The 26,064-nt window shown below is 68.0% G+C and carries 27 protein-coding genes and 1 tRNA gene; 22 read left to right on the forward strand and 6 right to left on the reverse strand.

The features are described 5' to 3' along the window. Positions 1-80 precede the first annotated feature (80 nt). The 22 genes from AC3ENJ_RS03580 (at position 81) to AC3ENJ_RS03685 (ending at position 20,218) form a co-directional block, all read left to right on the forward strand. Positions 81-554, forward strand: coding sequence for a hypothetical protein (locus AC3ENJ_RS03580; RefSeq protein WP_431813096.1), 474 nt, complete (start codon positions 81-83; stop codon positions 552-554). A 153-nt stretch (positions 555-707) separates the two neighbouring features. Further along, positions 708-2,102, forward strand: coding sequence for a hypothetical protein (locus AC3ENJ_RS03585; RefSeq protein WP_431813097.1), 1,395 nt, complete (start codon positions 708-710; stop codon positions 2,100-2,102). Between the two features lie 254 nt (positions 2,103-2,356). Beyond that, positions 2,357-3,241 (forward strand): bifunctional DNA primase/polymerase, encoded by an 885-nt coding sequence (locus AC3ENJ_RS03590; protein WP_431813098.1) that lies wholly within the window; start codon positions 2,357-2,359, stop codon positions 3,239-3,241. 5 nt (positions 3,242-3,246) lie between these two features. Further along, a complete protein-coding gene (locus tag AC3ENJ_RS03595) occupies positions 3,247-4,041 on the forward strand; it encodes a DUF2637 domain-containing protein (protein WP_431813099.1) in 795 nt (264 codons plus the stop codon). Then, entirely contained in the window at positions 4,034-4,468 is a 435-nt protein-coding gene (locus AC3ENJ_RS03600) for a hypothetical protein (protein ID WP_431813100.1), read from the forward strand. Before AC3ENJ_RS03595 ends, AC3ENJ_RS03600 begins: the two co-directional genes overlap by 8 nt. 239 nt (positions 4,469-4,707) lie before the next feature. Next, complete coding sequence (locus AC3ENJ_RS03605; RefSeq protein WP_431813101.1) at positions 4,708-5,538, forward strand: hypothetical protein; 831 nt, start codon at positions 4,708-4,710, stop codon at positions 5,536-5,538. Next, positions 5,535-6,650 carry a ParB N-terminal domain-containing protein gene (locus AC3ENJ_RS03610; RefSeq protein ID WP_431813102.1) on the forward strand — a complete coding sequence of 372 codons (1,116 nt, stop codon included), beginning with the start codon at positions 5,535-5,537 and terminating at the stop codon, positions 6,648-6,650. The genes AC3ENJ_RS03605 and AC3ENJ_RS03610 overlap by 4 nt, the downstream gene beginning before the upstream one ends. Then, a complete protein-coding gene (locus tag AC3ENJ_RS03615) occupies positions 6,634-7,113 on the forward strand; it encodes a hypothetical protein (RefSeq protein ID WP_431813103.1) in 480 nt (159 codons plus the stop codon). Before AC3ENJ_RS03610 ends, AC3ENJ_RS03615 begins: the two co-directional genes overlap by 17 nt. A gap of 71 nt (positions 7,114-7,184) precedes the next feature. Continuing rightward, positions 7,185-7,874, forward strand: coding sequence for a hypothetical protein (locus AC3ENJ_RS03620; protein ID WP_431813104.1), 690 nt, complete (start codon positions 7,185-7,187; stop codon positions 7,872-7,874). Positions 7,875-7,886: 12 nt separating this feature from the next. After that, complete coding sequence (locus AC3ENJ_RS03625; protein WP_431813105.1) at positions 7,887-9,056, forward strand: M23 family metallopeptidase; 1,170 nt, start codon at positions 7,887-7,889, stop codon at positions 9,054-9,056. Between the two features lie 84 nt (positions 9,057-9,140). Continuing rightward, entirely contained in the window at positions 9,141-9,455 is a 315-nt protein-coding gene (locus tag AC3ENJ_RS03630; RefSeq protein WP_431813106.1) for a DUF6112 family protein, read from the forward strand. Positions 9,456-9,537: 82 nt separating this feature from the next. Continuing rightward, positions 9,538-9,861, forward strand: coding sequence for a DUF6112 family protein (locus tag AC3ENJ_RS03635; RefSeq protein ID WP_431813107.1), 324 nt, complete (start codon positions 9,538-9,540; stop codon positions 9,859-9,861). A 33-nt stretch (positions 9,862-9,894) separates the two neighbouring features. Beyond that, a complete protein-coding gene (locus AC3ENJ_RS03640; RefSeq protein ID WP_431813108.1) occupies positions 9,895-11,328 on the forward strand; it encodes a hypothetical protein in 1,434 nt (477 codons plus the stop codon). 185 nt (positions 11,329-11,513) lie between these two features. Then, a complete protein-coding gene (locus tag AC3ENJ_RS03645; protein WP_431813109.1) occupies positions 11,514-12,977 on the forward strand; it encodes an SCO6880 family protein in 1,464 nt (487 codons plus the stop codon). 53 nt (positions 12,978-13,030) lie between these two features. After that, on the forward strand, positions 13,031-14,560 hold the full coding sequence (locus AC3ENJ_RS03650) for a putative type IV secretion/conjugal transfer ATPase (RefSeq protein ID WP_431813110.1): 1,530 nt from the start codon (positions 13,031-13,033) through the stop codon (positions 14,558-14,560). Beyond that, the gene (locus AC3ENJ_RS03655) at positions 14,557-15,054 is read left to right on the forward strand and encodes a hypothetical protein (protein ID WP_431813111.1); all 498 of its coding nucleotides are present in this window, start codon (positions 14,557-14,559) and stop codon (positions 15,052-15,054) included. The genes AC3ENJ_RS03650 and AC3ENJ_RS03655 overlap by 4 nt, the downstream gene beginning before the upstream one ends. Further along, positions 15,051-15,581, forward strand: a complete 531-nt coding sequence (locus tag AC3ENJ_RS03660) for a hypothetical protein (RefSeq protein ID WP_431813112.1) — start codon at positions 15,051-15,053, stop codon at positions 15,579-15,581. The genes AC3ENJ_RS03655 and AC3ENJ_RS03660 overlap by 4 nt, the downstream gene beginning before the upstream one ends. Before the next feature lie 72 nt (positions 15,582-15,653). Beyond that, complete coding sequence (locus tag AC3ENJ_RS03665) at positions 15,654-17,456, forward strand: type IV secretory system conjugative DNA transfer family protein (RefSeq protein WP_431813113.1); 1,803 nt, start codon at positions 15,654-15,656, stop codon at positions 17,454-17,456. A 75-nt stretch (positions 17,457-17,531) separates the two neighbouring features. Next, positions 17,532-18,056: a single-stranded DNA-binding protein gene (locus tag AC3ENJ_RS03670; RefSeq protein ID WP_431813114.1), complete on the forward strand. Its 525-nt coding sequence runs from the start codon at positions 17,532-17,534 to the stop codon at positions 18,054-18,056. Between the two features lie 113 nt (positions 18,057-18,169). Further along, positions 18,170-18,814 carry a hypothetical protein gene (locus tag AC3ENJ_RS03675; protein ID WP_431813115.1) on the forward strand — a complete coding sequence of 215 codons (645 nt, stop codon included), beginning with the start codon at positions 18,170-18,172 and terminating at the stop codon, positions 18,812-18,814. Beyond that, positions 18,811-19,011 (forward strand): helix-turn-helix transcriptional regulator, encoded by a 201-nt coding sequence (locus AC3ENJ_RS03680; RefSeq protein ID WP_010154802.1) that lies wholly within the window; start codon positions 18,811-18,813, stop codon positions 19,009-19,011. The genes AC3ENJ_RS03675 and AC3ENJ_RS03680 overlap by 4 nt, the downstream gene beginning before the upstream one ends. Continuing rightward, positions 18,998-20,218 (forward strand): tyrosine-type recombinase/integrase, encoded by a 1,221-nt coding sequence (locus tag AC3ENJ_RS03685; RefSeq protein ID WP_431813116.1) that lies wholly within the window; start codon positions 18,998-19,000, stop codon positions 20,216-20,218. The genes AC3ENJ_RS03680 and AC3ENJ_RS03685 overlap by 14 nt, the downstream gene beginning before the upstream one ends. A gap of 169 nt (positions 20,219-20,387) precedes the next feature. On the opposite strand, the gene AC3ENJ_RS03690 is transcribed toward AC3ENJ_RS03685, so the two are convergent. From AC3ENJ_RS03690 to scpB, 6 genes are all read right to left on the reverse strand, one after another. Continuing rightward, positions 20,388-20,461, reverse strand: a tRNA-Pro gene (locus AC3ENJ_RS03690). 499 nt (positions 20,462-20,960) lie between these two features. Next, entirely contained in the window at positions 20,961-22,505 is a 1,545-nt protein-coding gene (gene der, locus AC3ENJ_RS03695) for a ribosome biogenesis GTPase Der (protein ID WP_431813117.1), read from the reverse strand. Positions 22,506-22,512: 7 nt separating this feature from the next. Then, positions 22,513-23,253 (reverse strand): (d)CMP kinase, encoded by a 741-nt coding sequence (gene cmk, locus AC3ENJ_RS03700; RefSeq protein ID WP_431813118.1) that lies wholly within the window; start codon positions 23,251-23,253, stop codon positions 22,513-22,515. After that, positions 23,253-24,365 carry a prephenate dehydrogenase gene (locus tag AC3ENJ_RS03705; protein ID WP_431813119.1) on the reverse strand — a complete coding sequence of 371 codons (1,113 nt, stop codon included), beginning with the start codon at positions 24,363-24,365 and terminating at the stop codon, positions 23,253-23,255. Before AC3ENJ_RS03705 ends, cmk begins: the two co-directional genes overlap by 1 nt. Positions 24,366-24,367: 2 nt before the next feature. Then, a complete protein-coding gene (locus AC3ENJ_RS03710; RefSeq protein ID WP_190807692.1) occupies positions 24,368-25,417 on the reverse strand; it encodes a pseudouridine synthase in 1,050 nt (349 codons plus the stop codon). Between the two features lie 7 nt (positions 25,418-25,424). After that, positions 25,425-26,060 carry an SMC-Scp complex subunit ScpB gene (gene scpB, locus AC3ENJ_RS03715; protein ID WP_190807693.1) on the reverse strand — a complete coding sequence of 212 codons (636 nt, stop codon included), beginning with the start codon at positions 26,058-26,060 and terminating at the stop codon, positions 25,425-25,427. Between the last annotated feature and the right edge of the window lie 4 nt (positions 26,061-26,064).

Consider the following 26,064-nt stretch of genomic DNA (forward strand, 5'->3'; position numbering starts at 1 on the left):
AGTGGCCGCGGCGCACGGGCGGTGCCCTACCTGAGAGGTAGGCCGTCATCTGGCGAGCCAGCATCGTGAGCGGAGGAACCATGACGACGACCGAACCGCACGCACAGGAAGAAGGCCCGCAGCGATCGGTGTATCTCGGGGTGATCATCTGGTCTGACGACCCGGACGTGGAGCCGACGGTGATCGCTGACCGGAACCCGGTGACGTTGGCGCGCAGCCTCGCCCTCACGATTCACGAGATGCTCGCCGACACCAACCTGTACGTGGGCGCGACCGAGTTCCTGCAGGAACAGCCGCCGCCGCAGGACTGGGCTCGGCCCGAGGACGTCGATGACTGGCTAGAGGCACTGCGGGAGGCAACCCCGTATCCGTCGTACTCGTTCCACCAGGTGCCAGTCACCGGCGGCGTCGATGGGACGAACCACACCGCCGTGAATCGTCACTTGCAGCACGCCCTGCACGATCGTGAACAGGCGCTCGCCGCCGATACCGACGCCACGTCCCAGGCACCTGCATCGTCGCGGGCAGCGCCCGGCTCGGCTGGGTGGGGATGACGATGCGGCGCAGATTCTTGACCGTACGCCGCAGATCTGGTCCGTCGGCTCGACCGCGCTCACACGAGTCACGTAACCCGGAAGGGGCGGCCTGTCTCCTGGCGGCCCTGGTCGCTGCTTGAATCCCTGTTCCCTGATCGAAGGAGTATGTCCATGTCAGATCCAACCTTCCCTCCCGCGCCCGAACCGGCACCGCTGCGTTCGCATCGCGTGACGATCGAATTCGACGTCCTCGCGGCCTCCCAGGACGACGCCAACCACTTGGTGAACGAAGTGCTGATCGAAGAGCTCGCAGGTCCGCCCGAGCAGCTCCGCACGGACGGGGATCGCGTGTTCGGCGAAGACTTCGGCGACGACGTGGCGCACGTCCTCTCCTGGGTTCCCCGCACCGAATCGGCTGCGGCTTCGCAGTCGGGGACGGTACCGTCGCCGGAGTGGGCACCGTTCGAGGGCTCGGGGATTCCCGAGATCGTCGCCCGCATGTTCCCGCCGTTCCCGTCCGAAGACGATCATCGCCGCGCGGACGGTTCGCTCAACGAGGACGCGTTCGAGTTCGAGGTGCAGGAATGGCGAGAGGTGTGCTTGGAGCTCGCAGTCCAGGCCGCCCAGTTGCCGGATCTTCTGGCGCGGCTCGAGCAGCTCGAGCAGGCGCAGACCAGTCAGGCACGGATCGACGAGGCAGAACGCGTGCGGGACGGGCTCATCGATCTCCTCGACCGCGACCCGCTCCCGGTCGAGCCGCGCAAGGAGGACTACCTCGTGACGATCGCGCCATCGTTCGAAGGCGAGATCGAAGACATGCGGTTCGCCTGGGATCACTCGCAATGGCGATCTGACTTCACCGCGGCAGCCTTCCGACGCGACCACACCCTCCGTGCACTCCTCGCAGAGGGCGGGCCGCGCACGACGTACCTGCCCGAGCAGTTCCACCGCGACTGGGTTCCCGCCGACTTGATCGCGCTCCATACGCTGCGCTCCATCGTCGAATCCGAACAGCCGATCCTCGGGATCTCGATCGAACGGGAACAGGCAGCACAGCTCGAGGCGCTCCTCGCCGCCGCGGATCCCGAGGTGCGCGTCCTCGATCCCGACGATCCATCCGGGGTCGAACTGTATGCGGGGCCGGCCTCGGAAGCGCATGCCTGGCTCCCGTCCGGCGTCTACGAAGCGACCGGTCCCGACGACACAGGCGAGTTCCGGGTCGTCGTCGGCCCCATCCCCGGAAGCGAGCGCGTGACGGCCTCGGCCGCGTTCCCGCCGCTCGAGCACGATAGCACCGCGCTGAGCGAGATCGCCCGCATCCTCGAACACGACACCGAGATCGCTGACCCAGCGACCGTGCTCGCGCACATCAACGGGACGGTCACGGGCACCGGCCGCATCGGTGCGCTCCCCAGCGATCTCGCCCGCGCGCCCGAGCCGCTGACCCGGCTCGAGCGGGGCGTGCTGCTGAGCGAGCTGCTCGCCGAACGGGAACAGCACCTGGATCCTCCCGCTGACGGTCCCGAACCGCACGCACCCGAGGCGGGACCGGAACGAAACATCTAGCATGCGGCGGCACAACTTCCGGGGAGGCGGCACCTGGCGGGTTTGACGATGCGGCGCAGATCCTTGACGATTCGGCGCAGACCGCTCCGGAATCCTCGCCAGGGCGTCACGGGCCGGGTAAGGGTGGAGGCCTCAGAGAATGCTCGCGAGCGGACTCTCCCCAAGCCCCGGCAGCACTGCTGCCGCACCTTCTGGAAGACGCCGTACGCGGGCCGCAGAGCTCCTGCGACGTCATCGGAAAGGGGGTGATTCGGGTGTCTCGTCTTGACCCTACCGGCTGGCCGATCCCCGCGAAACTTCCCGGCACGCTCGCGGACGCCGCAATCGCGTATGCGCACGCGGGCATCCCGATCTTCCCGTGCGTGCCTGGCGACAAGAACCCGCTCATCAAGCGTGGCTTCCACCGCGCCACCACCGATCTGAGACAGATTCACCGGTGGTGGCGTCGTACTCCGGAGGCGAACATCGGGATCGCTACCGGCCGCGGAGTCGAGGTGCTGGATGTGGACGTGCACGCCATCGGGACCGGGTTCCCGCTGCTGCGGAACCTGCACCGTTCCGGGCAGATCAGCGGGTGGGCGCAGGCTGTGCGTTCCCCGGCTGGCGGGCTCCATCTGTACTACCCAACCGATCCAGACCGTGACCAACGGTCCTGGGCACGCGGGACGGCGCATCTGGATTTTCGTGGGCTTGGCGGCTACATCATCGCCCCGCCCTCCATCGTCACTACCGATCACGGGCCGCGCCGCTACGAGCTGATCGCGACCGGCCGCAGTCCCCGCGCGATCGACGCCGACGCGATCCGTGAGCTTCTCACCCCGCCACCGGCCCCGGCCAGCAGGACAACGGCTCCGGCTCGTGGTGAGGCGGGATCCGAGCAGCTCGCGGCCTGGGTCGCGCGGCTGCCCGAGGGGAACCGGAACGCGGGCCTGTTCTGGGCGGCGTGCCGCCTGGTCGAGGCCGGCCTCACCGAAACAGAAACTCGCGTCGTGCTCGAGCCCGCCGCCCACAAGACGGCGCTGGACGCGCGGGAGATCGCGGCGACTATCCGGTCGGCGCACCGCACCGCGAGCCTCGCCCCCGACCCGGCCGAACCTAGAGCGGACGCCTCCGGCGTTTTGACGGGGATGGGCAGGTAGCCCTCATGCACGCCCCGGCCACCTTCGAGCAGGCACCGCGCCGGGGCGAGCCTGCGGCCGGAGTGACGAGGCTGGTGATCGTGCTCGCGGTGACGGGGACGATCCTGCTGGCACTGGGCGCGTTCTGGCTCTCCTTCACCACCCTGATGGATCTTGCCGTCTTGTCTGGCATCGCGTCGGGGCAGGCGTGGGTGTGGCCGTTGATCGTCGACGGCGTGATTCTGGAGGCCACGATCAGTGTCGTCGCCCTCCGCAACTCCGCTCCCGCCGCGCGGCGGTTCGCCTGGCTGCTGCTCGCGGCCGGGGCCGGCGTGTCGGTCGCGGCGAACGTCACCCACGCCGTCGTCGCTTCCGATATCCGGGTGCCCGCCGTGATCGCAGCCGTGGTCGCGTCCGTGCCCCCGCTGGTGCTGCTGGCGATGACGCATCTCACCGTCGAACTCACCCGCAACGCCACCCCGCCCGGCGAGCCGCTCCGCGACGACTCTGCATCGAGCGGAGCCTCGAGCACCGCCGAGATCGAGAGCAGTCCCGACGCGGAGCCAGGGCAGTCGCCCGCGCCGCGAGCGATCCAGACCGCACCCCCGACGCCCGCCGCGACAGACCGGCCGGCGGAGGAGGCGCCTGCGGGCTCGCTTCGGCGCGGTGGCCGGGAGCAGGCGCGGGCTCGGGCACTCGCGTTGCATGCGCAGGGCGTCCCGAAGCGGCAGATCGCCGCCGAGGAAGGGGTGCATCCGACCACGGTGGGCCGATGGCTGAACGCACCTGAGAGGCAACAGGACGGAGCCCATCATGACTGACCCCACCGGAACCGACCCGATCCGTGCCGCCGCGAGCCGCGACGAGGCCGCCCGCCGCGCCACGGCCGAGGCAGAGGGTGCCGCGACGAACTCGGAGACTCGCGGCGCGCAAGATGATGAAGCGTCGAGGTTCGCGACCCACGGAGACCCCACCGTCACCGGCACGGGCGCCGAGACGGAGGCGCAGCGTGCCGGGGTGCAGTGGGTGCGGCCGACCGATCTTGCTGCCCGTGCCGGTGGCGCGGTCGTCGATCGGGGCGCGCAGTGGAATGCCCTGCTGCACGAGGCCGCCCTCGACGGGATCCGTGAGGGCCGCGCCCAACTCCACGAGCGGCTCGCACAGCGGCAGGACGACCTCGAGCCTGCGACGACGACCTCGGGTCGGGCCATGCGGCCCGTGGCCGAGAGGACGGGGGTGAGCCGATGACCCATTCGTGGCCCGGCACCGCCCGAGTGCCGGACAACACCCCGACCCTCTAAGCACCGATCACGCACAGGATATCCCGTTCGTGAGATGCGCACAGACCCTCCCAGGGGAGGGCCTGCCGGTCTTGCGCGGCCTGCGCACTGTGGCGCCGTGCTGCCGTTCGCGGGCGACTGCGCCGATTGGCCGGATGGGGGTCGTACCTCTCTTCCATCGACGGATCTTTCTTCTCAGGAGTCGCTATGTACCCCCAGCCTCACCACGAGTCCCACGACCAGGCACCGGATTTCACCACGAGTGAAGGCCTGCGCGTGCTGCTCACCGAGCTCAACGAGCACAACGCGTGGGCGTCGAGCCCGGTCGCGGCCGAGCTCATGGTCTACGCCACGCAGAAATACACGCCCATCGCGAAGGCCTGGCATCGGGATCCCTCCGATGCCGCCTACGAAGCGTTCCTCGCGATGCGCACCCCGACCACCCTCGCCGCCGACGATCCGTGGGCGGTGATCACGCGGGCGGTGGCGCTCGGCATCGCCGCCGAGGTGCACGCCGACCGGAACATGACCAGCCAAGACAAGGCCCGCCGACCCTCGAAGCGCCCTACGGAAGAGCCGATGCGGGCCGGGCACTACGAGGAGTTCTTCTACGACGTGCACCCGCACGCCCATTCCCTCGTGCAGCACGGCGGAGAAGATCACTCGGTGGACCGGGTGATCCGCGCAACCTGCGTGTTCCTCGTCCTCACCGACTGGCCGGCCCGCCCCGTTGAGCAAGCGGTCGACTACATCGCTCACCGCGTCACCGGGCTGTCGTCGCGCAGCGCCGCGGTGGAGGTCGTCTCCAAGGAGCTGCACATCGCGCATCGGCTGGGATACACCGCCGAGACCTGGGCGGCACTGGTGCGCCTGGTCGTCGGCGCGAAAACCGGGAAACGTCAGGGCGGGCAGTACGGCCTGTTCGCCCGCGTGCTCCTCGGTGATGACGTCACCGACCTGTTGCGGGACGAGGCCCTCGTGTCCGCGTCCCGGCGCAGCGCCCAGCCCGGCACGGAAGGAGACGGGGGTGCGTCATGAGCCGCGGGCATCTCGTGCTCGAGCATGCGATCGACGAGATCAGTATCGGGTACAGCTTCCGCCGAGACCTGGGGGAGGATCTCGACGAGCTGTGCGCGTCGATCGAACGCTTCGGCGTCATCCACCCGCCCGCGGTCACCGAGCAGTATTCGCTGATCTCCGGTCGCCGTGTGCTCGCTGCGCAGAAGCGGCTCGGCTACCGGGTCACTCCGGTCTGGATCGTGCACGGCGTGTCCGACAAGCTCTCCCACGTCCTCGCGATCCGCGACGAGGAAACCCTCCGCAAGGCGTTGAAGCCGCTCGAGCAGGCCGAGCTCTACGACGAGCTGAAGAAGCTCTACGCCGAGGAGAACGCACGCAAGCAGCAAGCCACCCAGTTCGGAGCCGACGCCCGCCCAAATGAGGGCGGTCAGGAGCCGGGCGACGGGACGGTGGGTGGCGGTGGTGTCGATTCGACACCACCGCAGAGCGCGCCGAAGGGTGAGGGACGGAAGACGCGGGTGCAGGCGGCGAAAGCGGTCACTGGGCAGGACTCGCACGGCAAGCTCGACCAGGTCGTTGAGCTGAAGCAGATCGCCGCCTCCGACGAGGAACATCCCGAGGTGCGGCAGGCCGCAGCGGAGGCGCTGCTCGAGCTCAATACCGACGGGAAAGTGAACGGCCGCTACCTCCGCGTGAAACTCCTCCAAGCACTCATGTTGCTCGAGCGTTGGTCCGCTCATCCCGACGAGCCGGATGCGATCCGGCAGGCGGCAGCGTCCGAGCTCGCCCGGGTGCGGGCGCAGGAGCATCCGAAGGGCGCACTGGCAGATGCGAATCGTGCGATCGCGCGTCTCACGCAGCTCCGCAAGGACGCTGCGGCTGCCGCCCCGCGCGAGGGGTGGAAGGATGCCGACCCGCTGCTGCGGGAGAAGCATCAGGTCCGTAAGCTCGTCGATCTGCTCCGTCGCGAGCACGGCTGGTGGGACCGCTTCGACCCCGCGGTGTTTGGGATGCACGCGGACGGGGAGCAGTGGGAGCTCGTCGAGACGAGCATCACCCAGGCCGGCGTCTTCCTCGACACCGCCCGTGCCGCGCGCGAGAAGGAGGCCGCTGGTGCCGACATTTCATGATCCGAAACAGGATGCCGACGAGCTCGGCGAAGCTGCCCGCGGCCTCGCGTACGCGACCCGTCATATCGAGCAGCCGGCCGACACCTACCAGGTGCTGGGGTCGCTGCATTACGCGTTGACGAGTGTGCAGCAGTCGCTGTCGCAGTTGGCGTCGTGGCATCACCGGCATAGCGGCCACGCCGCGACCGACGATGGGAACCGGCAGGCCGGGCAGGAACGCGCTGAGAAAGCCGGGGGTTGGGCGCGGATCGCTGCCGCGTCCCTGGACCAGGTCGTTGATCTCGTGATGCGTGCGCAGGGCGAGAACGGGCGCGTCGCCTGGCAGCCCGACCCGTCATGGGCCGCGCTCCCGAGCGATCTGGCTCCGCTGGCCGAAGCCCTCCGTGACCGGGAGACCGAGTTCGCCGCGGAGCCACGGCCTTCCGGCGAGCGGCCGGATCCCGGCCGGGGCGTGACGCGCTGACCGCACGGGCGCCCTACTGGGTGACGCACCTATCGGCTGACCGTTGCCCCTCGTCTGGAAGGCCCGCCGCCATGTCCTCGCCGCACAGCGAATATCGTTCGCGTCACCGCCGCCGTCTCATCATTACGCTCGTCGCCACCGGCCTGGTCCTGCTGCTGCTTGCCGGGGTCGGGATCTACGGGCTCCTCACCGGCCCCGCACCATCCGGCACCGATCGCGATACGCCTCCAGCGACGCCAACCGCACCGCAGACGCCGGGCGAGAATCCCGACGAGAAGACGCTGGATCCGCTGCCGCGCACGGACGACCCGGAGGAGTATGTGCGGGCCGTCGCACGGGCGCTGTTCAACTGGGACACGTTCACGCTCCTCACCCCGAATGATCATCGCGGCGTCCTGATCGAGGACGCCGACCCCTCCGGCACCGAAACGCCGGGCCTGATCACCGACCTCGACGGCTACCTACCGTCAGCGACAACGTGGCGAGATCTCGCCGAGTACCGCACCCGCCAGCACCTCGAAATCGACCGGATCTTCGTTCCCGCGCAGTGGGAAGAAGCCGTCGCCGTCTCCGACGGGCAAATCGCTGAGGGCACGATCGCATACACCGTCGAGGGCACGAGGCACCGGGAAGGCGTCTGGTACATGGACCCGGTCGACAGCGCGCACGCAGTCTCCTTCACCGTGTTCGTCGCCTGCGAACCGGTCTTCGAGCGCTGCCATCTGCTGCGCCTGTCCCAGCTCGACAACCCCCTCCGATAAGGGGAGGCGCGAATGAAGAAGTTCCTCGCCGTCGGCATCGTCGCGCTGTTGCTCGCCCCGATGTTGGGACTGCTGAGCATCGGCGTGCTGATGAACCCCGCCGTCATCCATCAGGCGAACTGCATCGCCTCCGGCATCCGGCTCGGCCCAATCCCCGACGAACTCGAGGTGACGACGAAGGACGGCACCCGGTTCACGCTGAACAAGCAGCAGCTCACCCACGCGGGAACGATCATCACCGTGGGTGGGAACACGGCAGGGGTTGGCCGGGACGGGATTCTCGTCGCGCTCATGGCCGCGCTCACCGAGTCCACCCTGCGGCAGCTCGCGAACACCGGCACGTATCCCGAGAGCGGCCAATATCCCCATGACGGCAACGGCTCCGATCACGACAGTTTGGGCCTGTTCCAGATGCGGCCCCAGGCCGGGTGGGGCACCGTCGCTGAGCTCATGGACACCACCTACCAGGCGCGCGCCTTCTATGGCGGACCGGACGGCCCGAACTTCCCGAGCCCGCGAGGGCTCTTGGATATTCCGGGCTGGCAGCAGATGGACAAGGGCGAAGCAGCCCAGGCGGTCGAGGTCAGCGCCTACCCAGATCGGTACCAAAACTACGAACCGGTCGCCCGCACGATCCTCGACACCCTCACCCTCCCTGGCGGCGGCTCGGGCGAGGGCGCGCCGGGCGATGAGACGATCCCCGAGACGACGCGGCTCGTGTTCCCGCTGCCCACCGGCAGCTACGTCCGCACATCAGGGTTCGGGCCGCGCGTCGACCCGATCACCGGGGAGTCGAGCTTCCACTCCGGCACTGACTGGGCGGCGCCCGACGGGACGCCGATCTTCGCGCTCGCAGACGGGCGCGTTGTCTATGCGGGCATGGTGGATGGCTTCTCGGGGCAGATCACGATCGAGCACACCATTCGCGGCAAGAAGGTCGCAACGATGTACGTGCACATGTGGGCGCACGGGATTCACGTCTCCACAGGCGATCGTGTCACCGCTGGGCAGCACATTGGCGATGTCGGCAGCAGCGGCCACTCCACCGGCGCGCACCTGCACTTCCAAGTTCACCCAGGAGGGGCGGGCCAGCCCGCGATCGATGCCGAGCCCTGGCTCGCCGAGCACGGCGTCGAAGGCATCGACGCGCCGACCGGCGGCGGACCCGGCTGCGCCGCCTGACACCCACAGGCCCAAGCGGTGAATGCTCCATGCCGGGGCCGTACCTGTGCGATGCCAGATCCCGCGCAGCGTCAGGAGCCCCATATGCATTCGCTTGTCTTCCTCACCACCAGATTCGCCCTCGTCGCCGCTGAGAACGTCTACCCGGATCTCAGCGGCGTCGGCGGCCGTTCCACGCTCATCTCGATCGTCGGCGCGCTCCTCACCTTCGTGCTGATCGTCGCCGTGCTGATGCTCGTCATCTCCGGCACCGTCTGGGCGGTGTCCTCCTCAAGCGGGAACGCGCAGGCCGCGCAGAAGGGCAAGGTCGGTGTGTTCGTCGCACTCGGGGCGGCGGCACTGGCAGGAGCGGGCGTGGCGTGGATGAACTTCTTGCTGCGCCTGGGCGACACGCTCTGACCGGTCTGGCGGGGTCCGTACCTGTCGCGGTGACCCCTCCTCACGTCCGGGGACGGGGCGTCTGCCCGCGAAGGAGCCCACCATGCTTGCTGTCCTCGACACGCTCACGACCGTCTCGGCAGTACTGCCCGCGAACATCGACATCAGCCCGAACGATTCGGGACTGCCCGGTATCGCGGCGCTGCGCACCATCGTCGGCGCTGTGATGACGATCGGCCTGATCCTGTCGGTGCTCGCTCTCATCGTGTCCGCCGTGGTCTGGGGTTTCGGATCCAATTCCTCAAATCCCCATCTCGCCAGTCGCGGGAAGGTTGGCGTGCTGATCTCCTGCGGCGCGGCCATCGTGACCGGCGCGAGCGTCACGCTGATCAATTTTTTCTGGACCGTGGGCCAGACCGTCTCCTGAAAATCCGGCACCTCGAAGGAAGGGAGGGGTGTCGTGGCTCTGTGTGACGTCCCCATCATCTCCAACGTCTGCGACACGGTCGGCGAGACCGCCGCGACGCTGATCTCGGCCCCGTTCGACTGGCTCGCGCAAGCCATCGGGCAAGCCGCGTCGTGGATCTTCCAGGGAGTCTGGGCACTGTTCGACTCCACCACCCTGGTCGATGTCACGGGCGGCGGCTACATCGGCGTGTACAACGTGATCTTCGGGATCGCGGTCTTCCTCATGCTGATCTTCTTCTGCCTGCAACTGATCACCGGGCTGATCCGCCGCGACCCCGGCGCACTCTCCCGCGCCGCGCTCGGCCTCGCCAAGAGCGTGCTCGGCTCGTTCCTCGTGATCACCATCACCGGCACCCTCTTAGAGGTGGTCGATCAGCTCTGCATCGGGATCATCCAAGCCACCGGAACGACCCTCGAGGAGATGGGCGGGAAGATCGGCGTCCTGGTCGCCGGGCTCACCGCGATCAACCTGACCGCGCCCGGAGCGGGAGCGATCATCACCATTTTCCTGGCGTTCCTCGCGATCTGTGCGGCAGCGATCGTCTGGTTCAGCCTGCTGGTGCGCAAAGCCCTCATCCTCGTCGCCGTCGTGATGGCCCCGATCGCGCTATCGGGATCCTCGTGGGATGCGACGAAGGGATGGTTCGGGAAGTGGGCCAGCTTCGTGCTCGCGCTGATCTTCTCGAAGCTCGTGATCGTGGTCGTGTTCCTCGTCGCGATCAACCAGGTCAACGCCCCGATCGACCTCGACCTGTCCTCGATCGCGGACCCGATCGCGGGCATCGTGTTGATGTTCATCGCCGCGTTCGCGCCATACATGGTCTACAAGTTCATCAGCTTCGTCGGCTTCGACATGTACCACGTCATGAGCGCCGAGCAGGAATCCAAGCAGGCCATGAACCGGCCCGTGCCCATGCCCGGCAAGCCCGACGGGAAAGAGCCCCCGCGCGTCCTCGAAGACAACAAAGGCGGAGGCGGCGGTGGAGGCGGGAACCCGCCCCCGCCTCCTGGTGGCGGTGGCGGCGGCGGAAATCCTCCGCCTCCACCTTCTGGCGGCGGCGCGGCGGGAGGCAGTGCTGCTGGAGGCAGCGCGGCAAGCGGTGGAGCCGGTGCAGCCGGCGGCGGTGCCGCGGCCGGAGGCGCAGGCGCCGGGGCTGCGGCAGGCCCGATCGGTATCGCGGCCGTGGCCGGAGCAAAAGTTGCCAAGGGCGCAGCCGAGGCCGGCCCGAAGCTCGGCGCCGCGATCGGCCGCTCCGCCGACGCACACGCGGGAGCGGCAAGCGACGGGCAGAACCCGCCGCCTCCACCGGATCGGTCGGTGCCACCGACCCCGAATGCGCCAGCGCAGCCACCGGCGAAGCCGGCAGCTCCGTCCCCGGAGGGGCCGAAGAAGCCGCCGCCTCCGCCCTCGGGCGGGCCGAAGTAGCAGACCGTCTAGGATGCAGCGAAAGGAGGTGAGGCCGCCGTCGATGCGGGCGGTGGTGCGACATGCCCGGCACGGGTCAGCCAGCGACCTGGCTCGTGCCCGGTACGCACCACCGCCCGCTCCTGTGTGCCGGGGCGCGTACCTGATCGGCGACCGTGTCTCTTCGTCTGTTCAGGAGCATCCTCATGGCGACCACCGCTTCCACCACGACCGAGTTCGAACTGTCCCCGGTGAAGTTCTCCAGACTCACACGGCGCGGCATCATCCTCGGCCTCTCCCTCCCGCAGGTGATCGCCCTCAGCGTCGCGGTCGCCGTGTTCGTCGCCTCCCTGTATGCCGGAGGCCCGGCCGCGCTCTACACGGCACCGATCTGGGGCACCGCACTCGGCCTCGCCTGGGTGCCCGTCGGCGGCAGGAAGCTCGTCGAATGGGTGCCCATCACCCTGCACTGGCTGCTCCGGCAAGCCCTGCGGCAAACCCGCTATCGCAAGCGGGTCGTGAAGCCACGCCCCGCAGGAACGCTCGCACTCCCCGGCGATGCGGCGCCGCTGCGCCAATACCAGGATCCCGAGACGGACGCGGTGATGGTGCACGACCCGCACGGGCAGACCCTCACCGCACTGCTGGAGGTCACGCATCCCTCGTTCATCCTCCTCGACCCCGGCGAGCAGGAACGCCGCGTCCACGCCTGGGGCAGAGTCCTCTCCACCGCGTGCCGGTCGACGCGGATTGCCCGGCTGCAGGTGCTCGAGCGCACCGTCCCCGACTCCGGGTCAGGGCTCGCCCAGTGGTGGACGGAGCACGGCCACGATGACGACTCCTGGGTCGCGAGAACCTATCGCGAGCTCATCGACCGGGCAGGCCCCGCCGGAGAACGGCACATCTCCACCATCTCCCTCTCGCTCGACATGCGCGCCGCGTCCCGTGCGATCCGCACCGCAGGCGGCGGCATGAAGGGCGCGGCAGCGGTGCTGCGGCAAGAGATGCAGACCCTCACCACGGCGCTGCGCACCGCCGACCTGAAGCCCTCTGACTGGTACACGCCGGGACAGCTCGCGATCATGCTGCGCTCCGCCTACGACCCCGCGATCGCCGCGACCCTGGAACGCTCTGGCGATATCGGACAGGAGCTCGCCGCCGCCGGCCCCGTCGCCGTCGAGGAGACCTGGGACCGGCTGCGCTCGGATAGTTCGCATCATGCGGTGCTGTGGATCTCAGAGTGGCCGCGCTCGCTCGTCTACCCCGGATTCCTCGCGCCGGTGCTGCTCTCCAGCGGGATCCGACGGTCATTTACGCTACTGTGCGACCCGGTGCGCTCGGACCAGGCGGCACGAGACATCCGGAAGAAGAAAACCGAGTACATCTCCGACGCCGCGCAACGGCAGAAGGTCGGGCAGATCGAGGATGCGCAGCAGACCGCCGAATACCAAGATGTGCTCCAGCAGGAATCCGATCTCACCAGCGGACATGGCGTGCTCCGCTACACCGGGCTCATCGCTGTCTCCGCGGCGACCGAGGACAAGCTCGAGGCGGCAGTCTCGGCGATCGAGCAGGCCGCGATCCAGGCGTCGTGCGAGACGCGGCGCCTCGTCGGGCAGCAGGCACAGGCGTTCGTCGCGGCAGCGCTGCCGCTGTGCCGCGGGATCTGACCGCGGGCGTACCTGATCGGTGGTATCGGCTGTGCGACAGGAAGGCCCCGGTCATGGGAGATCACCAGCGTTCGAAGAAGCTCTACTCCACGGTGCTCGTGGAGGACGGGACCGGGCGGCGCGCCCGCCAAGCCCGTGAGCGTGCCGCCCGACAAGTCATCGCCCGCGAGCACGCCGAACAGCGGCAAATAGGTCGGGAGAAGCTCCAGGCCGAGCGCGCGGAAGCGCGCTCCACGAACTATCTGCCGCGGGGAGGCGACCCTGGAGCTGCGGTGCTCCGTTCGTATCGGGGATTCCGGGTGCCCGCACACCAGGACACATCGGCGGCGCTCCAGGGGGCGTATCCGTTTCTCGCGGAGGGTGGGCTCGGCTCCCAGGGCGTCTTCGTCGGGCAGGACATGTACTCCGGCGGCAGCTTCGTCTATGACCCCTGGGTGCTCTACCAGCGCGGCATCATCACCGCCCCGAACCTGGTCTTGGCGGGCATCGTCGGCTCGGGCAAGTCCTCATTGGCGAAGTCGCTGTACACGAGGTCGATCCCGTTCGGGAGGCGCGTCTACGTCCCCGGTGACCCGAAGGGCGAGCACACCGCGGTTGCCGAAGCCGTCGGCGGAAAAGCGATCGTTCTCGGACACGGCCTCCGCAACAGATTGAACCCCTTGGACGAGGGGTACCGTCCGGCCGGGATCTCCGACAACGAGTGGGCGGCGACCGTCGCCTCCCGTCGCCGCGATCTGATCGGGGCGCTTGCAGAGACGGTGCTCGAACGGTCCTTGACGCCGCTGGAGCACACGGTCATCGATATCGCCCTCCAGTCGGTCGTCTCGACCGCATCGGTGCCGATCCTCCCGATGGTCGTCGACCGGATCCTCGCCCCCGATACGGGCGGTGATGATCGTCTCGCAGAAGATGGGCGCATGGTCGGGCACGCGCTGCGCAGGCTCGTCTCCGGAGACCTCGCCGGATTGTTCGATGGCCCTTCGACGGTGTCCTTCGATCCGACGCTGCCGATGATCACCCTGGATCTGTCGCGGGTGGTGGAGAACTCCACCCTGATCTCGGTGCTGATGACCTGTTCCTCGGCGTGGATGGAATCGGCGCTGCTGGATCCCAACGGTGGGCAGCGGTGGGTGGTCTATGACGAGGCGTGGAGGCTGATGTCGCATCCGGCGCTCCTCAAACGCATGGACGCGCACTGGAGACTGGCCCGCCACTACGGAATTGCGAACCTGCTCATCTTCCATAAGCTCACCGACCTCGACAACGTCGGCGACCAGGGCTCCGCCATGAGATCCCTCGCCAACTCGCTGCTGGCGAATGCGGAGTCCCGCATCATCTACCGGCAGGAATCCGACCAGGTCGGCACCACCGGAAAGACCCTCGGCTTGACGGGCACCGAGCAGAAACTCCTCCCGAGCCTGGGCACGGGGCAGGGGCTGTGGCGGATCAAGGAATCCAGCTACGTCGTGCAGCATCAACTCCACCCGGATGAGCTGCGAGCCTTCGACACGACCCAGCGCATGACGCAGGCCCAAAATCCGCGTAAACACGCCGATCCTGGCCGATCCGGAGACGTGTCATGAGCCTACCGAACCCCGACCCCGAGCACCAGGGACCACCGTTCTCAGAAGCCGAGCTCGTCCGGCGGATGGAGGCGCTCATGGCGCGGCTGGAGGAGATAGCGGAACGCTACTCCGAGCACATCGTCCTCGGATGGGAAGACCCCGAGGTCTTCGGCGCTGGGCATTTCGTCTTCACGCCCTGGAACAGTCACATGTATCGCTTCGCGATCGAGGAACGCTACGCCGACACCGACTGGGCAGACCCCGATCGTGTCCCGACTTCCTGGACGTGGGTCTCCGAACTGCGCGTCAGAGGGATGTCGGGCGACTTGCCCTGGATGGCGATCTCCGGCGGCGAGGTCGCAGCGGGTGACTATGGCGAGCTGCTGCAGGAGGCAGAGATCTGGGCGAAAGGCACCTCCGCGCTGCTGGCCCGCGAGCAAGCCCTCGACCCTGACGAGCTCACGTCCCGCGGCCGGGAAGCGGACGGTCCGGGTCGCACCTTGCAGACATGAGCATCCGACCCCGCACGCGCAAAGCCCTTACTTCGACCCTCGACTCTCAGGCGGTGGTGGTGCCTCCGGTGCTGCCGCAGATCCTGCTCGAGGCGGTGAATCCGGACACGTTGATCGTGACGGTCAACGGGAACAAGCTCGCCGCGACCCCGATCCGTCGCGACCAGATCGCGCAGACCGTCACGGAGCTCGTCGCCCGGCTCGGTTCGCCGACGCGGGTGGAAGTGCGGGAGATGGATGGCAGCGTTCACGCCGACGTCCTCACGCCTCCCGCCCCGCGCTCGCCCTTCGCGGCTCCCGAGCACGATCAGGCCGCCCGGCCAGTGCCGAGCTTGGTGGAGTTCACCGGAGAGGGGTTTATCGCGGGCGAGGACGTCGCGGTCGCGCTGATCATGCGGCATGCCTCCGCCGATCACACCGGGACGGTGCGGGCGCTCCTCGACCGTGGCGAGGTGCCGCAGATCGCGGGCGAGGTGCTGCTGTTCGGTCGGATCTCCGGCACCGCATCCGTGCAGCCCATCACGTAGCGGGTCGGCCTGGCTGCTGCCGCACCTGGTTCCTGACCCCTCCGTATCGGGGCAGGAAGCAGGTGCGTTGTCATGTACGGGCCAGTGCAGGCGAAACCCGCCAACGACGTCTTCATCAATCTCGCGCTCGGAGCGCTTGTCGCTGCCGCCGCGTTCGCCGGGATGCTCCGGCTCGCGGGCTCCGTGACCGCGTTCCTCACTGGCCTGCCGGAGCCCGAAGGCGGGATGACGTCCGGCATTGGCGTCCTCGCAACCCCGACCGATCCGGGGACGGCGCTCGGAGCGGAGGGCCTGAGCCCGATCTTGTACTGGATCGTCGTCACGGTCTTCCTCCTCGCGGTGGTCGCGGCCGGGTGGGTCGTGGCGCGCCTGATCCTGCGGGCGCGGGCGACCACGGATCCGCACCGGCTGGCAGGCACCGCCTCTGCGGTGGAGATCGCCCGCGCCGCGTCGCCGAAAGCACTCGTCAAGAAGGCAGCCACGTTGCGACCCTCCCTCACCGGGAAGGTCGAGCCGCAGGAGGTCGGGTATCTCCTCGGGCACGGGAAAGGCGGGCAGGTGTGGGCGACGGTGGAGGACTCGATCCTCCTCATTGGGCCACCGCGTGCGGGGAAGGGGTACTTCGTGGCCGTGAATGCGATCCTGGACGCCCCAGGCGCGGTGATCGCGACGTCGACCAGGCCCGACAATCTCACCGCGACGATGCAGGCACGAGCATGCAAGGGGAAGGTCGCGGTGTTCGATCCGCAACAGCTCGCGCCGGGACTGCCGGCAGGGATGCGCTGGTCGCCCGTGCGCGGCTGCCACGACCCCCTGACCGCGATGATCCGCGCCAAAGGCCTCGCGACAGCGACCGGGTTTGGTGGGGTGCAGGACGCCGGCTTCTGGGAAGGGAAAACCACGGCCGCGATCCAGGGGCTGCTCCACGCGGCAGCGCTTGACGGCCGGGACGCGAAGACCCTGTATCAGTGGGCGCTGAACCCGACGCTCGCAGCCGACGCGGTGCGGATCCTCTCCTCGCATCCTGACGCGGCCGAAGGGTGGGCGGATTCTCTCGACGCGATGGTCCAGGCAGACCCCCGCACGAGAGACTCGATCTGGCAGGGTGTCTCGCTGGCGTTCTCGGCGCTCGCGGACCCCCGCGTGCTCGACGCGGTCACCCCCGCGCCGGGCGAGGAGTTCGATCCGGAAGCGTTCCTCCGCGGCAACGGCACGCTGTATCTGCTCGCGACCGGTGCCGGGGCGGGCGCATCGTCGGCGCTGGTGGCGGCGTTCATCGAAGACCTCGTCGAGACCGCCCGCAAGATCGCCGCCCGCTCGCCGGGTGCACGCCTGGATCCGCCACTGTTGCTCGCGCTGGACGAGATCGGGAATCTCGCCCCTCTTCCGTCGCTGCCGACGCTGATGGCGGAAGGCGGAGGGACGGGGATCACGTCGCTGCCGGTGCTGCAGTCCCTCGCGCAGGCGCGGGAAAAATGGGGCGAGAACCAGGCGAACGCGATCTGGGACGCCTCGATCGTGAAGATCATCCTTGGCGGGGCCTCCAACTCCCGCGATTTGCAGGATCTCGCGACATTGATCGGTGACCGGGACGAGACCACCGACTCGATCACGACGGACGCTTACGGGTCGCACTCGAATCAGCGGTCGATCCGCAGGGTGCCGATCCTCCCGCCGGATGTGTTGCGAACCTTGCCGTTTGGCACCGGCGTCGTGATGCTCCGGACCGCCCGTCCCATCATCACCAAGCTCCGCCCCTGGGCCGCACGCGCGGACGCGAAGCAGCTCCGCGCCGATCGCGCCGAGGTCGAACAAGCCCTCCAGCAGGGCTCTATGACCGAGGCCCCTCCGGAGCCAGACGGGGAGACCGCGTAGGTCCTGGCCGGGTCCGTACCTGTCCGGTGACCCCGACATACTCCGTGCCGGGGCGCGAGCAGAGGAGTGAAACTGATGGCCGAAGAACCGCAGGAACAGATCCAGGAGCAGCAGCCGCAGAAGAAGAAGCCGCTCTGGGGATTCATCGCCTCCGACCCGGAGCTGACGTTCACCAGCAAGGGTGATGCGCGCTTCTATGCCCGGATCGGTGAGCCGAAGTCTCAGCCCGAACCCGACGGCACCTTCACGGACCTGCCCCCGCAGTTCGGTGACCTGGTGATGTTCCGCAAGTCCGCAGAGCGCGCCTTCGCGAAGTTCCAGAAGGGCGACAACTTCATCGCCGTGGTCGAACCCCGCGACTACGTCAACAGCGAGGGCGTAAAGAAGCAGCAGTTCGTCGCTTCCCGCATCGGGCACGACAATAACACCACCGACTACACCGTCGAACGCCGCCGCCCCGAACGCGACGCCGCGCAGCGAGACACGGCGACCCGTGACCAGGTGCAGCAGGCCCTCGCCGAACGCGAAGCGCAGCTCGATCCCGAAGCCCCCGCGACGGCGGGTGCCGACCCGGAGCAGCGGGAAGCCGTCGCCCGATGACCCGGGTGCGGCAGCCAGCGCCCGTGTCTCCTCCTGGCCGCCGCACCCGCCCTCTGATTCGGGGCGCCGCCCAGCGGCGCACTCCTCTTTCTCCTCGTGGATGGAGCTCTCTGATGAACACCGATACCAGCCCGTCCAGTGTTGACGGCGACGAGCCGAACGTAGCGGATGCGGCGCTGCCGCCCGAGGTCGAGGCGCAGGCTCGGCAGGTCGCGAAGCAGGCCTACGCGAACGACATCGCCGCGACACTCGGCGCGGTCCCGCGGCCGATCAACTGGCGCACCCTGCCCCCGCAGGATCTCGAGCAGGAACTCCTCGACCTTAACGCCTGGGTCGACTGGCTCCGCCACACCTATGGGCTGCCCGCCCAGGTCGTGCCCCCGATGTGGCATCGGCATCCCGAGTTGCTCTGGGAACTTTCGGCGCTGCGGCAGCACTGGCTGTTCTGCTTCGACCCGCAAGCCAAAGGCAACCAGGCCCTCGCCTGGCACTACGACTTCGCCATCGCCAGGGAGCGGCTGCGGGACTGGGTCACGATCTCCGGTACTCGGCTCGACCGCGACCGCCCCACCCGCAGCACAGCGTGGCCGGGCGGTGAAGCCGAGGACTGGACCCCGCCCGACACGACCGAGCGCCCCGTCACGAATCGGACGGAGGACTTCCTCGCCTTCGTGGAAGAACAGATCGTCGCACGGCGGGCCGAGCAGGACGCTACGATCCGCGAGATCACGAACCTCGAGTGGCAGGAACAGCGATGAGCGACCAGCCAGTCCTGACCTCACCGCTCCTCGACAGTCACGAAGTCGCGGCGCTCCTGAAGGTGTCGGAGTCAACGCTGTCGCGGTGGCGCGCAGACGAGAAAGGGCCTCCCTTCCTCAAGCTGGGCGGCATCACCCGGTATCGGCTCGACGCAGTCGAAACCTGGCTGGAGTCTCTGAGCAATGAGCGGCGCTGACAGCGGCCCGTCGCCCATTCCGCCGATCGGGGTGAAGGTCGCCACCGATCTCGAGTACCGCCGATCCGGTATCCGCGCCCGGGCAAGATGGACAGACCCGGAGACGAAGAAGAGGATGGTTCGTGCGCTCGTCGTTCCCGACGAAGAAGCCGCCGAGGAGTTCTTTCAGAGTCTGCAGGCCTCTGCCAAGATCGGGCTCGACCGTCGTATCTCGCTGTCGGAGTACGTGACCTTTATCGGCGACCGTTGGATGCGTGGGCTGGATCCCACCTCCACGGTCGACGGGTACAAAGTCGGGCTCCGCCTGCGCGTGCTGCCAGCTCTGGGGCATCTCCCGATCTCGCAGATCACGGCAGGCATGATCGATCGCACGATCGATGGATGGGAGAAACACTGCTCCGCCTCGACGATCAAGAACACGATCGCACCGCTCGTCCGCGTGCTCGACGAAGCAGTCCGCGACGACGTCATCCCGAGCAACCCTGCTCGCCAGCGTTCGCGCCGCAGCCTCGGCAAAACCGCACTCACCGTCGTCGAGAACGACTCGTCCCCGCGAGTGCACGCTCTCAAGGATCTTTCGACGCTCAACTCCTTGGCAGATGCTTGCGGCAAGGTCCACCAGAGCTATTCGGACTTCGTCATGCTTTGCGCGTTACTCGCTTCCCGAGGATCCGAAATCGCGGGGCTCCAGGTCGGCGACGTGGATTGGGATCAGCGTATCGTGACGATCCGACGCCAAACCTTTCCCGGCTCCGGCGGGCTCGTCACGAAGCAGACCAAGGGGCGCGAGATTCGACACGTTCCGATCCTGCGACACCTCGAGCCCGTCCTCCAACGCCTTACATCTGATCGCGCACCGGAGGAGCGATTGCTCACGGGGCCGCGCGGAGGCGTCCTCACAACAGCCACGGTTCGCGATGCCACGAAGTGGGATGCGCTGGTCTCCCAGCTCGGCCTGCCGAACCTCACCCGGCATGGCCTTCGGCACACCGGAGCGACCTGGCTCGCCGATGCCGGCATCCCGCTGCACGTGCTCCAAGGCATCCTCGGACACAAGTCGCTGGAAACCACGCGAGGGTATCTGCACCCCGATACCCGGCACCTCGCAGACGCCGCAGCGCAGGCCAACGCATTCCTCAGCGGTCAAGATGCCAAGGGCGCCGAACGACCGGCGCGGAGCTCGCGTAGTCCTTCGGTCAGCCGATGACGGGAAGGCGAATCACGCCGATTGGTCCCGGTTTGGTCCCGGCTCTTCATAAGCAGGCTCAGCGGGCCTGCTCTCGCACGAGAAATCCGGAACGGCCGAGGCTTACATAAACCCTCCGCGGGAACGACAAAGCCCTGGTGAGATTTGCCGTCTCACCAGGGCTTTTCTGTCGGGATGACAGGATTTGAACCTGCGACCCCCTGACCCCCAGTCAGGTGCGCTACCAAGCTGCGCCACATCCCGTTGTTCACTTTTCAGGCTGAAACAGCCGCTAACCCACTTGACCCCCAGTCAAGTGCGCTACCAAGCTGCGCCACAGCCCGCGACCGCGTTCGACACTGGAAACCAGTCCCGAACACCAGAGATACATTACCCCACCGTCGATCGAAATTCACATCGACAGGCCCGGCACCAAGAACCCGCCGCCGCATGGCTCACGAGCTGCACGCTGAATGACCGCGTTCACGACGGGCACTCCGCCATTGCATCCTCATCAACGGTAGGACCCGGACCCCCACCGAGAAGGAATCTGATCGACGTTGCGACCCGCAGGTTGAGGATTTCTGGTCGCAATGTCCACCAGATTGCGAGGGCCCACGCAGCGTGGTCGTAGCGTCGACCAGACTGCACCCCGCTCCCCCGCGAACAACACCATCCGGACAACGGCAACAACAACACCGGGCCGCCCCGCGCAAAACGGGACGACCCGGCGTCGTCGTCGGCCAACAAAGCCCGCGAACCGCTACTTCTTCCGCTGCCGCTTCTCCCGCACGCGCATAGTCACCTCGATGGGCGTGCCCTCGAAACCGAAGGTCTCGCGCAACCGCCGCTGGATGAAACGGCGGTAGCCGGGATCCAGGAAGCCGGTGGTGAACAGCACGAACTTGGGCGGGCGGGAGGAAACCTGCGTGCCGAACAGGATGCGGGGCTGCTTACCGCTGCGCACCGGGTGCGGGTGGGCGGCCACGAGCTCGCCCAGGAAGGCATTGAGGCGGCCGGTCGGGATGCGCTTGTCCCACGAATCTAACGCGGTGTGCAGCGCGGGAACCAGCTTGTCCTTGTGCCAGCCGGTCTTGGCGGAGATGTTCACGCGCGGAGCCCAGGCCACGTGGGCCAGATCCTTCTCGATCTCGCGTTCCAGGTAGTACCGGCGCTCATCATCCAGCAAATCCCACTTGTTGAACGCGAGAACCACGGCGCGGCCGGAGTCCACGGTCATCTGCAGAATGCGCACGTCCTGCTCGGAGAGCACCTCGTCCACGGCCAGCAGCACCACGGCCACCTCGGCGCGCTCCAGCGCGGACTGGGTGCGCAGGGACGCGTAGAAGTCCGCACCCTGCTGCAGGTGCACGCGGCGGCGGATACCGGCGGTGTCAATGAAGCGCCAGGGCTCCTCCCCCAGCATCACGATCTCGTCCACGGGATCACGAGTGGTGCCAGCCAGCTCGTCCACGACCACGCGGTTCTCGCCCGCCAACTTGTTCAGCAGCGAGGACTTACCCACGTTCGGGCGGCCCAGCAGGGCCACGCGGCGGGGCCCGCCCTCGACCTCGGGCTCGGCCACCTCGGAGTACTCCGGCAGCGCGTTGACCAGGGCGTCCAGCGCATCACCGGTGCCCATACCGTGCAACGAGGACACCGGGAACGGCTCCCCCATGCCCAGCGACCACAGGTTGGACGCTTCGATCTGCAGCTGCGGTGAATCGGCCTTGTTGGCCACCAGGATGATGGGCTTCTTGACTCGGCGCAGCATGGACACCACGGCCTCGTCGGTTGCGGTCACGCCCACGGTCACGTCCAGAACCAGCAGCACGGCGTCCGCGTTCTGCACGGCCACCTCGGCCTGCTCGGCCACGCGGGCGTGAATCCCCTTAGCGTCGTGCTCCCAGCCACCGGTGTCCACCAGGGTGAAGTTCTTGCCGGTCCACTCGGCCTTGTAGGACACGCGGTCACGGGTCACGCCCGGGGTGTCCTCCACCACGGCTTCGCGGCGGCCGATCACGCGGTTGACCAGCGTGGACTTGCCCACGTTAGGTCGACCGACCACGGCGACCACGGGATCCGGCAGGCGCGTTTCGCGGTCCTCGTCAAAGCCGCCCCACTCGTCCAGCAGCGCGGCGTCGTCCTCGTCCAACTCGTAGTCGGACAGGCCCGCGCGCAACGCTTCTGCGCGGCGCTCGGCCTCGTCGTCGTCGATGGCGGCCAGCCGCTCGGAAATGTCTTCCTGGCCCCCGCCGAGCACGGATTGCTCGTACGGGTCGACCTTGTTCTCTTCGGAAGCTGTCATGGCTACCTCACTTACTCTGGGCGGGGGCGCCCGGGGATTGATCGGGGCCGGCGGCCCGTTCGGTCATGGTTTGGGTGGTGCGGATCACCAGGTCGATCACGCCCTGCACGGTTTGCTCCATGCTCAGTTCGGACGAGTCCAGCAGGTGCACGCCGTCCTGCGCTTCGGTGAAGTTCACCACGGTGGAGTCCTTGGCATCACGGCCCACCACTTGGTCTTTCAAATTCGACGACGCCGCCGCGCCCAGTTGCTTGCCCCGGCGCGCCATGCGCGCTTCCTCGGAGGCGGTCAGCAGAATCCGTACGGTGGCATCCGGGGCCACCACGGTGGTGATGTCGCGGCCCTCGGCCACCATGCGCTCACCGGAATCGGCAATGATCTGGCGCTGCAGGGCCACCAGCACCTCACGGGCGGGAACGGTCGTGGCAATGGCGGAGACGTTGTTGGTCACCTCGTCCCCGCGGATGGCGGAGCGGACGTCCTGGCCGGCCACGGTGAGGCGCTCGCCATTGGGGTCGGTGCCCATCTCGAGGGGAACGGTGCGGGTGGCCTGCACAATGGCGTCCGCATCGGTCAGGTCCACGTTCGTGTGCAGGCACCACCACGTCACGGCGCGGTACATGGCACCGGTGTCCAGGTAGGCCAGGTTGAAGCGGCGAGCCACTTCCTTGGACACGGAGGACTTCCCGGAACCGGAAGGCCCGTCAATGGCGACCACCAATCGGGCGTTCTCATCGCGTGCGTCCATTACTGCACCACCTTCCAGTTGCGTGCGTTCAGCGCGGCCACGAGCTCATCGCGGCGGTTGGGATCCACGGACACCACGGCCAGACCCACCGGTTGTCCCGGTGAGTGCTCCAACCGCAGATCCTCCAAGTTGACCCCGATGTCCCCGATCTCGGCCAGCAGCCGCGCCAGGGTACCGGGGGTGTCGTCAACGGCCACCGTGAGCGTGGCGAACGCTTTGGGCGCGCCACCGTGCTTGCCGGGAATCCGTGCCTGCCCGGAGTTGCCCTCGGCCATGAGCTGGGCGATGTCCAAGCGCGCACCGCCGGCCGTGGGGTTCTCCAGCGTGGAGATCAGCCGGTCCAGGTCGGTGCGCACCTCGTGGAGGGATGCCACGATGGGTCGGGCGTTCGCGGAGAGGATCTGCACCCACAGGGCCGGGTCGGAGCCCGCAATGCGCGTGGTGTCCCGCAGCCCCTGGCCGGACAGGGACAGGTGGTGCAACGGGGTGTCCTGCAACCGGGAGGCCAGCAGCGAGGACATCACCTGCGGCAGGTGGGAAATCAACGCCACGGTCTCGTCGTGTTCGGCCGCGTCCAGCACGGTCACGGTCGCCCCCAGGTCCACGGCCAGGTTCTTGGCCGTGGTGAGGGCCCGTGCGCCGGTCGACTCGGTCGGGCAGATCACCCACGGCATGGAGGTGAACAGCTCACCGCGGGCCGCCACGGGACCGGACTTCTCGCGTCCGGCCATGGGATGCGTGCCCACGTAGCGGGACAGATCCGCACCGGCCGCGGCGACGTCGTCGAGAATCGCGGACTTCACCGAGGCAATGTCGATGACCACGGCGTTCGGGAAATCGGACAGCGCCTCGACCACGAGTTCGGAGACCACGTCCGGCGGAGTGGCCACGACCACCAGGGCGGGATCGGCCAGCGTCTGGCCCGCTTCGCGAACCGCGCGCACGGATTGGCCCGCGCCGATGTCCTGGGCCACGGCCTCCGTGGTGGGCGAGGAGTCGCGCACGTACACGCGCACGCCCAGGTGCTGCAGTCCCAGCCCGATGCTCGCGCCCAGGAGTCCCGCGCCGATCACCAGGACCGGTCCGGAGGTGGAGGCGATCGCCGGAACCACCGTTACATCCCCACCGATGCGAGCAGGGTGCCCACCTCGGTGTGGGACAGCTTGCGCACCGCTCCCTGGCGCTGATCACCAATGGCAATCGGACCCACCTGGGTGCGTGCGAGCTTCTCGACCGGGTGGCCCACGGCGTCGAACATGCGGCGAACAATGCGGTTACGACCGGTGTGCAGCACCACCTCGATCAGCACGTGGCCGGGTGTGGAGTCCACGAGCTTGAACGAATCCACCTTGGCGATGCCGTCCTCGAGCTTGATGCCCTCGCGCAGCTGCTTGCCCACGCCCTTCTCCACGGGTCCGTGCACCTGCACCAGGTAGGTTTTGGGCACCTCGTAGGAGGGGTGGGTCAGACGGTTGGTGAGTTCGCCGTCGTTGGTGAGCAGCAGCAGACCCTCGGTCTCCACGTCCAGGCGGCCCACGTGGAACACGCGCTCGTGCTTGCGGGCATCCAGGAAGTCACTCACGCAGCGGCGACCGTCCGGATCCTCCATGGTGGAGACCACGCCCGCCGGCTTGTTGAACGCGTAGTAGACGAGCTTCTCATCGGTCTGGATCCGCATGCCGTCCACGTGAACGCTTTGCAGCGCGGGATCCACGCGCACGCCCAGCTCGTTGACGATCTGGCCGTCCACCTCCACGCGCCCGTCCAGAATCATTTCTTCGCACACGCGCCGCGAAGCCACACCGGCCTGGGCCATGAGCTTCTGCAGCCGCACGCCGTTCTCGTCGTGGGCCTCCAGACGGTCCACGGGCGGGTTCTTGGGACGACGCCGCCGGTGCGGGCCGTGCTCCTTGATCGCCGAGGCGCGGCGCTCGTACTTGTCCACACCGCCGAAGGCACGGGGCTTCTGCGGGCCCTTCTGCCCCGCCGAGGCCTTGGGCTTACCCGGTCCGGACTTGGGGCCGGACTTGGGACCGGTTTTCGGCCCGGACCTGAAGCCGCCCTTGGGTCCGGCCTTGGATCCCTTGCCGCGACCCTGCGGACCGCGAGCGCCGCCGCCGGGCTTGCCACCGCCGCGGGAGGAGTTGTTACGTGATTGAGCCATGCTGAGATCAGTCCTCTAAGTCTTCGAGTTGGTCGGTTCCGGGAAGCAGCGGGGCGATGTCTGGCAGTTCATCCAGTGAACCGAGTCCCAGCTTTTCCAAGAACAAGGGGGTGGTGGAGTAGAGCACGGAACCCGTGGCTTCCTCGCGTTCGTGTGCCGTGAGCAGGCCGCGTTGCACCAGGGTGCGCACCACGCCGTCCACGTTGACACCGCGGATGGCTGAGACCCGGGAGCGGGACACGGGTTGCAGGTAGGCCACCACGGCCAAGGTTTCCAGGGCTGCTTGCGACAGGCGCGAGCTGCTGCCTTCCACCACGAAGTCGGTCACGAGCTGGGCGTACTCGCTGCGCGAGTAGATGCGCCAGCCGCCGGCCACGTGGCGCAGTTCGAAACCGCGCGTTCTGGGGGCCGACCCTCCATCATATCCGAGCTGCGGTGATTCCGGTGGGGCCGCGGGGGTGGGACCGATCACGCCGTCGTACTCGGCTTTCAGGTATTCCAGGCCGCTGCGCGCCTCGTGCACGGGCACGTTGAGGCTCCGTGCGAGTTCTTCTTCCCGGACGGGGGCTGCCGCCACCATGAGCACGGCCTCAAGGGCCGCGTGGATATCGGTCGGGGGTTGTTCGTGTGGTTCGTTTACCACGCTG

This window comes from Kocuria sp. cx-455, assembly GCF_057707085.1.